This is a genomic window from Streptomyces sp. NPDC104202, assembly GCF_055584185.1.
The window spans coordinates 220,212-232,829 of the sequence record NZ_JBVJMN010000002.1 but is presented as its reverse complement, the minus strand read 5'-3'; the positions used below and the strand labels follow the sequence as shown (position 1 = coordinate 232,829).

At 74.3% G+C, this 12,618-nt stretch carries 9 protein-coding genes; 6 read left to right on the top strand and 3 right to left on the bottom strand.

All coding sequences use genetic code 11. The features are described 5' to 3' along the window. Positions 1–74 precede the first annotated feature (74 nt). The 3 genes from ACZ60W_RS02380 to hmgA are packed head-to-tail and all read right to left on the bottom strand — an operon-like array spanning position 75 to position 3,431. Positions 75–1,295 (bottom strand): type ISP restriction/modification enzyme, encoded by a 1,221-nt coding sequence (locus ACZ60W_RS02380; protein ID WP_469753450.1) that lies wholly within the window; start codon positions 1,293–1,295, stop codon positions 75–77. A gap of 32 nt (positions 1,296–1,327) precedes the next feature. Further along, positions 1,328–2,077, bottom strand: a complete 750-nt coding sequence (locus tag ACZ60W_RS02375; RefSeq protein WP_469753449.1) for a GntR family transcriptional regulator — start codon at positions 2,075–2,077, stop codon at positions 1,328–1,330. A 40-nt stretch (positions 2,078–2,117) separates the two neighbouring features. Then, positions 2,118–3,431 (bottom strand): homogentisate 1,2-dioxygenase, encoded by a 1,314-nt coding sequence (gene hmgA, locus ACZ60W_RS02370; protein WP_469753448.1) that lies wholly within the window; start codon positions 3,429–3,431, stop codon positions 2,118–2,120. A 244-nt stretch (positions 3,432–3,675) separates the two neighbouring features. On the opposite strand from hmgA, the gene ACZ60W_RS02365 reads away from it, so the two are divergent. From ACZ60W_RS02365 to ACZ60W_RS02340, 6 genes are all read left to right on the top strand, one after another. Continuing rightward, a complete protein-coding gene (locus ACZ60W_RS02365) occupies positions 3,676–5,748 on the top strand; it encodes a right-handed parallel beta-helix repeat-containing protein (RefSeq protein WP_469753447.1) in 2,073 nt (690 codons plus the stop codon). Continuing rightward, the gene (locus ACZ60W_RS02360; protein WP_469753446.1) at positions 5,745–6,542 is read left to right on the top strand and encodes a cupredoxin domain-containing protein; all 798 of its coding nucleotides are present in this window, start codon (positions 5,745–5,747) and stop codon (positions 6,540–6,542) included. The genes ACZ60W_RS02365 and ACZ60W_RS02360 overlap by 4 nt, the downstream gene beginning before the upstream one ends. 71 nt (positions 6,543–6,613) lie before the next feature. Beyond that, positions 6,614–7,855, top strand: a complete 1,242-nt coding sequence (locus tag ACZ60W_RS02355; RefSeq protein ID WP_469753493.1) for a hypothetical protein — start codon at positions 6,614–6,616, stop codon at positions 7,853–7,855. Positions 7,856–7,892: 37 nt separating this feature from the next. Beyond that, positions 7,893–8,639: a TetR/AcrR family transcriptional regulator gene (locus tag ACZ60W_RS02350; RefSeq protein WP_469753445.1), complete on the top strand. Its 747-nt coding sequence runs from the start codon at positions 7,893–7,895 to the stop codon at positions 8,637–8,639. A 123-nt stretch (positions 8,640–8,762) separates the two neighbouring features. Further along, positions 8,763–10,964 carry a molybdopterin-dependent oxidoreductase gene (locus tag ACZ60W_RS02345; protein WP_469753444.1) on the top strand — a complete coding sequence of 734 codons (2,202 nt, stop codon included), beginning with the start codon at positions 8,763–8,765 and terminating at the stop codon, positions 10,962–10,964. A gap of 155 nt (positions 10,965–11,119) precedes the next feature. Next, positions 11,120–12,589: a CitMHS family transporter gene (locus ACZ60W_RS02340; RefSeq protein WP_469753443.1), complete on the top strand. Its 1,470-nt coding sequence runs from the start codon at positions 11,120–11,122 to the stop codon at positions 12,587–12,589. The last annotated feature ends 29 nt before the right edge of the window (positions 12,590–12,618 follow it).

Genomic DNA, 12,618 nt, shown 5'->3' with positions numbered 1-12,618 from the left:
CGGATCGCACGGTGCGCACCGCGCGGTCAGGACGATTCCGGACTCCCCCGCGCCGCCCGGCGCCCGAGGGCCGCTCAGACCAGCGTGCCCTGGCCTCCCGGGCCCTCCTCGTGATGATCCAGCACCGAGGCGGGGCGGCGGGCCCGGCCGGGCGGCGGGAGCACCCCGGCCGCCCGCAGCTCGGCCCCGGCCGAGGGACCCGTGACGGCAGCGGCGAGGGCCGCCCGTTCCGCCTCCCGCGCGCCGACCAGCGCGAGCACGGTGATCAGGTCGAGCAGCTCCGAGGTCCACTCCTTGGGCCACTCCGCGGGGCCGATCGCCTCCAGGGAACCGGGCTCCGCCGGCGCGGTCCGGTGCGCGAACCACTGCTCCAGGACCCGCACCCCGCCGACCCGGAACTCCCACGCCTCCGCCGGCACCGGGGAGATCCGGCCCTCCCCGAGGCAGAGCGCCTCCTCCCCGGCCTCGTACGTCATCTCCGCCGGCCGCGCGGGCACGGCGGAGCGGACGTAGGGGCGGCGCCCGCCCGGCAGCCGCGGCTTCGTCCCGCTCAGGGCTCCGCGCGTCTGCACGTCCACCAGTTCGCGGCCCAGCGCGACGCCCGCGGCCCACAGCTCCGGGTCCCGGGGGAACGGCACCCGGCAGCCCGCGGGCGAGGGGACGGCCGCCGCCACGGTCCACGCCAGCCAGGCCCGGGCGTCCACGCCGTGCCCGTAGCGGCGGCCGAGGAAGTCGAGCAGGCCGGGCGCGAGGTTGGGCTCCAGCCCCCCGGGCCGGCGGAACAGCGGACGGATGCGGCCGGGGCGGCCCGCGGGGGAGCGGCCCTCCGGCAGCGCAGCCGTCACCAGGAGCGCGGGACCGGCCGCGCCCGGCACGTATCCCTGCTCGACGGCGAAGAGCTGCGGCTCCCCGGCCACCCGCCACAGCTCCGGGCGCGCGGTGTCGATCAGCCGGTGGTCGGGCAGCAGCCACTGCTCGTCGAACGGCCCGGGGGCCACCCGTACCGGCTCCGGGCACGGGCCCGACTCGCGCGCGAACCGCACGGTCCCGCTGCGCTGTCCGGGCAGCGCGGCCACCGCGCTGCCGGGGGTCCGCGCCCGGCTCGGGCGGAAGAGCGCCTCCCGCTCGGCGCCCTCGGCGGCCGTCAGCCGTTCCCAGCGGGCCCGCAGCGTCCGCGCGTCCGGTGCGATGATCCAGCCCCGCCCGAACCGCAGCGGCGCGACGGACCAGGGCATGAGCTCGTCGAGGAGGGGCGGGGCGTCGTCCGCTCCGGGCGCATTCGTCACGCCCCGCATGCTAACGAGGGCCCTCCGTGCCGCTCCAGCGTTCAGTGGGCCTCGACCGTGACCGTGAAGGAGAAGCGGTCGCCGCGGTAGCGGATGCGGGCCACGTCGACGACCCTGCCGTCCTCGTCGTAGGTCACGCCGGTGTAGTGGAGGATCGGCGAGAGGAGGGGGACCTGGAGCAGACCCGCCGTCTCCGGGTCGGCGAGGCGCGCCTCGACGGTGTCCGTGATGCGGCTGATCCGCACCCCGACCACGTCCCGCAGCACCTTCGTCATCGGCCAGCGCTCCAGATCGGCCGGATCGAGGGCGGCCGCGAGCTCGGGGAGCACCGCGTTCTCCGCCCAGTTGGTGGGCTCGCCGCTCTCCCCGTCGCGCCGCAGCCGGCGGTAGGCCACCACCTCGGGCACGTCCGGGAAGTACTCGGCGAGCTCGCCCGGCACCGGCTCGGGGCCGTGCCCGAGGACCGTGGTCCGCTCGCCCGACTGCTGGGCCACGATCGCGTCGATCGAGCCCAGCAGCCGGCGCGGGGTGGACCGCCGGGCACCCGGCTCGATGAACGTGCCGCGTCGCCGGTGCCGGCTGATCAGCCCCTCGCCCTCCAGTTCCTTGAGGGCCTGGCGCATGGTCAGCACGCTGACGCCGTAGTGGGCGGCGAGCTGCTCCTCGGTGGGCAGCCGCAGCGAGGCGTCGGGCGTGCGGCCCAGTATCGAGGCGCGCAGCGACTGCGAGACCTGATACCAGAGCGGCAGCTTGCGGTTCAGGACCAGCGAGTCGGGTGCGAAGGCGGTCACGGGTTCTCCGTACGAAGGCTACGGGCTTACGGCCGAGACATTACGGCCGGAAGTGGCGCTCCAGACCCTGCCATACGTCGTCGTATCCCTTCTGCAGGTGGTCGGCGTCCGCGGCCTGCCGGGTCGCGGTCATCGGCCAGCGGGTCTCGAACATGAAGGCGAGGCCGTCGTCGATCTTCTGCGGCTTCAGCTCGGCGGCGCTGGCCTTGTCGAACGTCTCCCGGTCGGGGCCGTGCGCGGACATCATGTTGTGCAGGGAGCCGCCGCCCGGCACGAAGCCCTCCGCTTTGGCGTCGTAGGCGCCCTCGATGAGGCCCATGTACTCGCTCATCACGTTGCGGTGGAAGTACGGCGGGCGGAACGTGTCCTCGCCGACCAGCCAGCGCGGGGCGAAGACCACGAAGTCCACGCCCGCGAGCCCGGGGGTGTCGGACGGCGAGGTGAGCACCGTGAAGATCGACGGGTCCGGGTGGTCGTACGAGATCGTCCCGATGACGTTGAAGCGGCGCAGGTCGTAGACGTACGGGGTGTGGTTGCCGTGCCAGGCGACGACGTCCAGCGGGGAGTGGTCGTACGTGGCGGACCAGAGGTTGCCGCAGTACTTGTTGACCACCTCGACCGGACCCTCGACGTCCTCGTACGCGGCGACCGGGGCGCGGAAGTCGCGGGCGTTCGCGAGGCCGTTGGCGCCGATCGGGCCGAGGTCGGGGAGCTGGAAGGGGGCTCCGTGGTTCTCGCAGACGTAGCCGCGGGCCGTGTCGTCGAGGAGCTCGACGCGGAAGCGGACCCCGCGGGGGATCAGCGCGACCTCGCCCGGGTGGGCGGCGAGCAGGCCCAGCTCGGTGCGGAGCAGCAGGCCGCCGCGCTCCGGGACGATCAGCAGCTCGCCGTCCGCGTCGCCGAAGACCCGGTCCATGGAGGCGTTGGCGTGGTAGAGGTGCACGGCCATGCCGGTCCGCTGGGCCGCGTCGCCGTTGCCGCCGAGGGTCCACAGGCCGGCCAGCCAGTCGGTGCCCGGGGCCGGGTCGGGCAGCGGGTTCCAGCGCAGCCGGTTGGGGTCGGGCACGGTCTCGGCGAAGGGCGCGCCGCGCAGGGCGCCGTTGTCGATCCGGGTGAACGGCGGATGGGCGGCCGAGGGGCGGATCCGGTAGAGCCACGAGCGCCGGTTGTGCGCGCGGGGCTCGGTGAAGGCGCTGCCGCTGAGCTGCTCGGCGTAGAGGCCGAGGGGGGCGCGCTGCGGCGCGTTGCGGCCGTCCGGCAGAGCTCCGGGGACGGCCTCCGAGCTGTGCTCGTTGCCGAAACCGGTGTGGTAGGTGAGCGCCTCGGCCGTCTTTCTGGCCTGCTCCGTGGTCATCGCCCGCTCCTGTCCTGAGCCCGCAAGGGAATCCTATGGATGACCGTAGGATTCCGCGCGCCTCCCGTCAACGGGGCGCGGCCCCTCCGTGGATCTTCCCGGGGCGCCGCGGGCCGGCCTGGGGGCGTTCGGGCTGCTTCGTCCCCGGCTCCGCCGGGGCGGCCGCGCGGCCGTGCGGGGGCCCGCGCAGAAGTCCGTGCGCGAGGGGGTCAGAAAAGATGAACAATGCTCTACTCTCACGCGCATGTCCTGGACCCGAAGACTCGTCCTCGCGCTCACCGTCGTGCTCGCGACCCTCACCGCGGCCCTGCTCACCGCACCCGGGGCCCAGGCCCACGAGGAGCGGCCCGTCACCCTGCCCGACGGCACCGGCAGCGTGCCGACCCTCCGCACGGGCGAACCCGACCTCCTCGTCTGCAAGACCGACCGGGCCGACTTCGAGCGGCGCGTCGCCGCCTTCCCGGCCGCCCTCAAGGCCCGCAACCTCGCCCTCCACGACCGCTGCGCCCGCGGCGGCTACCGCCACCTCCAGCAGGCCGTCGACGCCGTCGACCGGCCCGGGATGACCATCGCCATCCTCCCCGGCCTGTACGAGGAGGAACCCTCCCTTCCCCGGCCCACCGGGGAGTGCGCGGCCCTCAAGGCCCCCAAGTCCGCGCTGGGCTACCAGATCCTCAGCTACGAGCAGCAGCGGCGCTGCCCCCACAACCAGAACCTCGTCGCCATCCTCGGCAAGAAGAACCTCCAGATCGAAGGCACCGGCGCCTCCCGCCAGGACGTCGTCATCGACGCCAAGTACCGCAAGCTCAACGCCCTGCGCGCCGACGGCTCCGACGGCATCTACTTCCGCAACTTCACCGCCCAGCGCACCACCTTCAACTCGCTGTACGTGCTCGCCGCCGACGGCTTCGTCATCGACGACGTCCTCACCCGCTGGAACGACGAGTACGGCTTCCTCACCTTCGCCTCCGACCACGGCCTCTACAAGAACTGCGAGTCCTACGGGAACGGCGACTCCGGCATCTACCCCGGCTCGGCCTCGAACATCAACGACGGCCACGGCTACGACGTCCCCCGCTACTCCATCGAGATCACCGGCTGCCGCAGCCACCACAACATGGTCGGCTACTCCGGCACCGCCGGGGACTCCGTCTGGGTCCACGACAACGAGCTCGACCACAACATGGGCGGCGCCTCCATGGACTCCGCCTTCCCCGGCCACCCCGGACTGCCCCAGAACCACGCCCGCTTCGAACGCAACCTGATCCACGACAACAACCAGAACTACTACCCGTACGTCGCCGACGGCACCTGCGCCAAGCCCCCCGTCGACCGCGGCTACGAACAGGGCGTCGTCTGCCCCCAGATCTCCATGCCGCCCGGTACCGGCATCATCACCGCCGGCGGCAACTGGAACCTCTACGAGGACAACTGGGTCTACGGCCACCAGCGCGCCGCCTTCTTCCTCAGCGCCGTCCCCGCCTTCATCCGCGGCGAGTCCGCCTGGGGCAAGCAGACCGACACCTCCCACCACAACCGCTACGCCGCCAACCACCTCGGCGTCGACAAGGCCGGCAACGCCCGCCCCAACCGCACCGAGGTCTGGTGGGACGGCCAGGGCGACGGCAACTGCTGGCAGTCCGACGCCGGCGCCGCCACCCCCAGCGCCCTCCCCGCCTGCGGACCCCGCCGCGGCGAGGTCTCCGGGAACACCGACCGGCTCGTCGGCGAACCCGTCAAACTCGCCCAGCTCCTCGTCTGCGCCGACTACAACGTCCAGGCGCGCCGCCTCCCGGCCGGCTGCGACTGGTACGGCGCCCGCGGCCTCCAGCGCGTCGAGACCCAGCTCGCCCTCGGCAGCGCCCTCGTCCTCGCCCTCGCCGGCTTCGCCCTCTGGTGGCGCCGCCTGCGCGGCAGCCGGCTCGCCGGCGTCGCCACCCTCGTCGGCCTCGCGGGCCTGACGCTCGACGTGGCCGGCTCGACCCTCGCCCTCACCCCGACCTTCGTCCCCGCCCTCGCACTCCTCCTCACCGGGACCTGGTGGACCCTCGTCGGCCTCGCCCTGCGGCCCGCCCGCCCCGTCTTCGCCTGGACCACCCTGGCCCTCGGCGCCCTGACCCTCCTCGACGCCTTCGACAAGGCGGTCCTCATGCTCCCGGGCATCCCCGTCAGCCCCGCGTGGTTCCGTCTCCTGCTCGGGGTCGTCTGGGTCCTCTGGGCCGTCGTCGCCGCCGGAGCCCGCCCGCCCGAGCCCGCCACCGACCCCGCACACCCCACGGCCGCCCCCGCCGGGCAGCTCGCGGACGGGCCGGCATGACCCGGGCCCGCGGGGCGGCCCCCCTCCTCACCCTCGTCCTCGCCGCCGCGCTCGCCCTGACGGGCTGCGGCGGCCGGGCCACCACCCACCACAAGCCCGGCACCACCCACCAGGAGGCGACCGGCGACAGCGGCACCCTCCTGCCGGCCGAGGACGAACGCGGCCACCGGCTGCGTCAGCTCCCCGCGGCCGACGCCCCCACCGTCAGGGCCGAGGCCCGCCCCGACCCCGAGGGCGGCTGGAACGTCCACCTCACCGTGGAGAGGTTCCGTTTCACCCCCGACAGCACCGGCGGCGCGGCCCTCCCGGGCCGCGGCCACGCCCGCCTCCTGGTCGACGGCCGGGAGACCGGCCGCCTCTACGGCCCGTGGGGGTACGTGCCTCCCGGCGCCCACACCCTGACCGTCCGGCTCCACGCGGACGACCACACGGTCTGGGCCGTCGCAGGCGTCCCCGTCCAGACCACCCTGCGCCTGGACGGCGCCCCCGCCGCCCCCGCCGCCCCCGCGCCGACGAGCCGCCCGCCCGCCGCCGGCCGGACCCTCACCGTCACCGTCACCGGAAAGACCGTCACACCACCCCCGTCCCGCGTCGAACTGAAGAAGGGCGAACGCCTCACCCTCCGGGTCACCGCCGACCGCGCCGACACCGTCCACGTGCACGGCTACGACCGCGAACTCGCCCTCTCTCCCGGCGTCCCCGGCACCCTCACCCTCACCGCCGACCGCACCGGTCTCTTCGAGGTCGAGACGCACGAGTCCGGACTCGTGCTGACCCAACTCGTCGTCCGGTGACCGCCGTACCCGCCGCCCACGCCCACGCCCTCGCTCTCGCCGAGCCGCTCGGTCTCCCGCTCGCCCACGGCGTGGGCTCCCGGCACGATCTCCCCCTCTCTCCCTTCTACGCCTACGCCGGTGCCTTCACCGCGCTCCTCGTCTCCTTCCTCGCCCTCGGACTCCTCTGGTCCACCTCCCGTTTCCGCGGGGACCGGGCCGGCCGCCCGCTCCCCGCCGCCCTCCAGCGGGCGGCCGACGCCCCCGCCACCCGCGGCGCCCTCCGTCTCCTCGGGGGCGCCGCGGCCCTCCTCGTCGTCCTCCACCTCCTCCTCGGCCCCGACGACCCCGACCGCAACCCCGCACCCGGCGCCCTCTACGTCCTCCTCTGGGTCGGCCTGGTCCCCGCCTCCCTGCTCCTCGGCCCCGTCTGGCGCCTCCTCAACCCCCTGCGCGCCGTCCACGCCCTCCACCCGCCCCGGCGCCCCCGACCGGTGCCCGCCGCACTCGGCATCCGCCCCGCCGCCGCCGGGCTCCTCCTCTTCACCTGGCTCGAACTCGTCGCCCCCGACAACACCTCCCGCACCACCCTCCTCATCGCCCTCGGCGTGCACACCGCCGTCCAACTCGCCGGCGCCGCCCGCCACGGCGCACGCTGGTTCGCCCACGCCGACCCCTTCGAGGTCTACTCCTCCCTCCTCGCCCGCCTCTCGCCGCTCGGCCGCCGCGACGACGGCCGGCTCGTCCTGCGCTCCCCCTTCCACGGTCTCGACTCCACCCCGCAGACCCCCGGTCTCGTCGCCACCGTCTGCGTCCTCCTCGGCTCCACCGCCTACGACGGCCTCTCCGACAACCCCCGCTGGATCACCACCCTCCAGACCTCACCCCTCGGCCCCACCGCCACCGCCACGCTCGGCCTGCTCGCCGCCGTCGCCCTCGCCGCCGGCTGCTACGGACTCTGCGCGGGGGCCCTGCGCCTGATGAGCCGTGACCTCACCACCCCCCTCACCTCCTTCGCCCACTCGCTCCTGCCCATTGCCCTCGGCTATCTCGTCGCGCACTACTTCTCGCTCTTCGTCACCGAAGGACCACACACCGTCATCATGGCAGCGGGCACTGACAACGCCTCCGCACCCGCCCCGCTCCTGGGTCCCGCCGGCCTCGCGACCCTCCAGGTCGCCGCGATCGTCACCGGCCACGTCCTCGGCGTCGTCGCCGCCCACGACCGGTCGGTCCGCCTCTTCCCGCCCGCCCGGGCGGTCGCCGGCCAACTCCCGCTGTTCGCGCTGATGATCGCCTACACCCTCGGAGGCATCGGACTCCTCATCGCCTGAACCCCGGCTTCGCCCGACCGCCTACCGGAGCGGCATCATGGTCCCCGTGCCCCAGACCAGCCACCAGACGCCCCCGGTGCTCCGCCGCACCCCCGTGCAGCAGCGCAGCGCCGAACGGCTCGAACGGATCCTCGACGCCTGCGCCACCCTCCTCGACGAGACCGGGTACGAGCAGCTGAGCACCCGCGCCGTCGCCGTCCGCGCCGAGGTCCCCATCGGCTCCGTCTACCGCTTCTTCGGGAACAAGCGGGCGATGGTCGCCGCCCTCGCGCACCGCAACCTCGACCAGTACGCCGAGCGGATCTCCAGCCGCTTCGCCGCGACGCCCCTGCTCGACGCCCGCGGCGCGATCGACGGCGTCCTGGACGAGTTCATCGCCATGAAGCGGACTGTCCCCGGCTTCGCCCTCGTCGACTTCGGGGTGCCCGCCGCGGCGCCCGGCGACGCCTCCGGGACGGGCGCCGGCGAGCGCGAGGATCGCGGCCCGGGGGAGGGCGCGGGGGAGGCCGCGGGGGAGGCCGCGGACGCAGGCGGCGGCGAGGGGGGCGGCGACGGGCTCGCCGAGGACCCCAACCGCCTCGTGGCCGAACGGATCTGCGGGCTCCTCGCCGAGCACCTGGGCCGCACCGCCGACGACGACCTCCGCCGCAAGGTCCTCGTCGGGGTCGAGACCGCCGACGCCCTCGTGCGCCTCGCCTTCCGCACGGACCCCGACGGCGACCCCGCCCTCGTCGACGAGACCCGCCACCTGCTCCACGCCTATCTGGCGCCCTCGCTGTCCTAGCGCCCGGGCGGGACCCGCCGGGTCCCGCCCGGCCCCGCACGCACTCGCCGTCCCCTCCCCCTCCCGTACGTGCCTACCGGTCGGTATGCTCGGCGCCACCCGACGCCGCCCCAGGGAGACGCCATGTCCACCGCCCTGCGCATCTGCCCCCTCTGCGAAGCGACCTGCGGACTGACCCTGACGCTCGACGGACCCCGGGTGACCGGGGCCCGCGGCGACCGGGAGGACGTCTTCAGCCAGGGGTTCATCTGCCCCAAGGGCGCCGCCTTCCCCGAGGTCGACGCCGACCCGGACCGGCTGCGCGGCCCGCTGGTCAGGAAGGACGGCAGGCTCCAGGAGGCCACCTGGGCCGAGGCGTTCGACACGATCGCCGCGCGGATCAGGCCGCTGATCGAGGAATACGGGCCGGACTCCGTGGGTATCGTCCTGGGCAACCCCAACGTGCACACGATCGCCGGCGCCCTCTACCCGCCCCTGCTGATCGGCGCCCTGCGGACGCGGAACCTCTTCACCGCGTCCACGCTCGACCAGATGCCCAAGCACGTCTCCAGCGGCCTGCTTTTCGGGGATCCCTTCGCCGTCCCCGTGCCGGACCTGGACCGCACCGACCACCTGCTGATCCTCGGCGCCAACCCGCTGGACTCCAACGGAAGTCTCTGCACCGCCCCCGACTTCCCCGGCCGGCTCAAGGCGCTGCGCCGGCGCGGCGGCACCCTCACCGTCGTCGACCCCCGGCGCACCCGCACCGCCCGCCTCGCCGACCGGCACGTCGCGATCCGCCCCGGCGCCGACGCGCTCCTCCTCGCCGCGCTCGTCCACACCCTCTTCGAGGAGGGCCTCACCGACCTCGGCCCGCTCGCCGCCCACGTGGAGGGGGTCGAGGACGTACGGGCCGCCGTACGGGAGTTCACCCCCGAGGCGGTCGCCGATGCCTGCGACGTGGACGCGGACACCATCCGCGCCCTCGCCCGTGAGCTCGCCGCCGCGCCCACCGCCGCCGTCTACGGGCGGATGGGAAGCTCCACCGTGGAGTACGGCACCCTCGGCAACTGGCTCGTCGACGTCCTCAACGTCCTCACCGGCAACCTCGACCGGCCCGGCGGCGCCCTCTTCCCGCTCTCCGCCACCGCCCCCGCCCCACGGCCGGCCGGCCCGGGGAAGGGCTTCGCCCTGGGCCGCCGGCACAGCAGGGTCTCCCGCCACCCCGAGGTCAAGGGCGAACTGCCCCTGGTCGCACTCGCCGAGGAGATCGAGACACCGGGGGAGGGACGGATCCGGGCGGTGATCACCATCGCCGCCAACCCCGTCCTGTCCGCGCCCGACGGGAACCGGCTCGACGCGGCCCTCGCCTCCCTCGACCTCATGGTCGCCGTCGACCCGTACCTCAACGAGACCACCCGCCACGCCGACGTCCTGCTGCCCCCGCCCCCGCCCTCCCGGAGCGCCCACTTCGACTTCGCCTTCAACGGCTTCTCCGTCCGCGACCAGGTCCGCTACACCCCGGCGGCCGTCCCCCTCGAAGCGGACCGCATGGACGAGTGCGAGATCCACGCCCGGCTCGTCCTCGCCGTCTCCGGCATGCACGGCGCCCCGCCGTCCGCGGTCGACGCGCTCGCCATCGACACCACCCTCGCCAAGGCCGTGACCCAGGAGCACTCGCCTGCCCATGGCGCCGACCCCCGGGAGTTCGCGGCCCGGCTCGCCGGCGCCGACGGACCCGAGCGGCGGCTCGACCTGATGCTGCGCCTCGGCCCGTACGGGCTCACCCTCGACGAGGTGAAGGCCCACCCGCACGGGATCGACCTGGGGCCGCTGAAGCCGCGGATCCCCCAGCTGCTCAAGACCCGCAGCGGACGGATCGAACTGTTCCCCGCGCCGCTCGCCGCGGACCTGCCCCGGCTGCGGGCGGCACTGCACACCGTGCCGGAGCCGGGGACCCTCCAGCTCGTCGGCCGCCGGCACCTGCGCTCCAACAACAGCTGGCTGCACAACACCCCCGCGCTCGGCGGCGGCTCGAACCGCTGCACGCTCCAGGTGCACCCCCGGGACGCCGACCGGCTGCGGCTCGCCGACGGCGGCCTCGCCCGGGTCAAGGGGGAGGGCGGGGAGCTGGAGGTGCCCGTGGAGGTCACCGACGGGGTGCGGCCGGGCGTGGTGAGCCTCCCGCACGGCTGGGGCCACGACCGGGCGGGCACCCGGCTCGCCGTCGCCTCCGCCCGCCCCGGGGTCAACGTCAACCAGCTCCTCGACGGGTCCCGGATCGACCCGCTGTCCGGCACCGCCGTCCTCAACGGCTTCCCCGTCGAGGTGTCGCCCCTGCCGTGACCGCCGCCCGCGACGGTCCCGGCACCAAAGCCGTGACCTGGGGTTTTGCTCGTATTGCTCACGCCTCGACGTCTTGTGGACGGCGGAAGGGGGCACCTACGGTCATCCGGACCGCCGCTCGGCGGCAGTTCAAGGGTGAACGTGAGGTGTCCTCCATGCTGACCGTCCTCGGTTTCGCCATGATCGCGACCTTCCTGGTCCTGATCATGATGAAGAAGATGTCGCCGATCGCGGCGCTCGTGCTGATCCCGGCGCTCTTCTGCGTCGCGGTCGGGCAGGGGCCCCGGCTCGGCGACTACGTCATCGAGGGCGTGGGCAAGCTGGCGCCGACCGCCGCGATGCTGATGTTCGCGATCGTCTACTTCGGCGTCATGATCGACGTCGGCCTCTTCGACCCGATCGTCCGGGGCATCCTGCGCTTCTGCAAGGCGGACCCCGTGCGCGTCGTCGTGGGCACCGCGGTGCTCGCCGCGATCGTCTCGCTGGACGGCGACGGCTCCACCACGTTCATGATCACCGTCTCGGCCATGTACCCGCTCTACAAGCGGCTCGGCATGAGCCTGGTCGTCATGACGGGCATCGCCGCCACGGCCAACGGCGTCATGAACACCCTGCCCTGGGGCGGCCCCACGGCCCGAGCCGCCACGGCGCTCAAGCTCGACGCCGCCGACATCTTCGTCCCGATGATCCCCGCGCTCGGCATGGGACTGCTCTTCGTCCTGGCCCTCGCGTACGTCCTCGGGCGCCGCGAGCGGAAGCGGATCGGGTACCTCACCCTCGACGAGGCCCTGGTGACCGAGTCCGGGACCGTCCTGGTCGCGGCGGGCGGCCCGGGTGCCGCCGCGGGCCGCCCGGTGAGGCCCACGGGCTCCGGCCGGGACCGCGGCACCGGCCGCGGCGAGGACCACGGCACCGAAGGCGGCGAGCGACCGGACTCCCCGGGCGGCGACGGCTCCGGAGCGGTGTCGGCCGCCGGCGACGGTTTCCAGGGACTCGACCCGCACCGCCCGACGCTCCGTCCCCGGCTGTACTGGTTCAACGCGGGGCTGACCGTCGCGCTGCTCACCGCGATGATCCTCGAACTGCTGCCGATCCCGGTCCTGTTCCTCCTCGGCGCCGCTCTCGCGCTCACCGTCAACTACCCGAACATGGCCGAGCAGAAGGCGCGCATCGCCGCTCACGCCGACAACGTCCTCAACGTCTCCGGCATGGTCTTCGCCGCCGCCGTCTTCACCGGTGTCCTCACCGGCACCGGCATGGTCGAGCACATGGCCGACTGGCTCGTCGGCGCCGTCCCCGACGGCCTCGGGCCGCACATGGGCCTGGTCACCGGTGTGCTGAGCATCCCGCTCACCTACTTCATGTCGAACGACGGCTTCTACTTCGGCGTCGTGCCGGTCCTCGCCGAGGCGGGCGCCGCCCACGGGGTCCCGCCGCTGGAGATCGCCCGGGCGTCGCTGGTCGGCCAGGCGCTGCACATGTCGAGCCCGCTGGTTCCCGCGGTGTACGTGCTCGTCGGCATGGCGAAGGTGGAGTTCGGCGACCACACCCGGTTCACGGTGAAGTGGGCCGCGCTCACCTCGCTGGTCGTCCTGGCGGCGGGGATCGTCTTCGGGATCATCTGACCCGCGTCGCGCCGGGGTCTCCGGCCCCC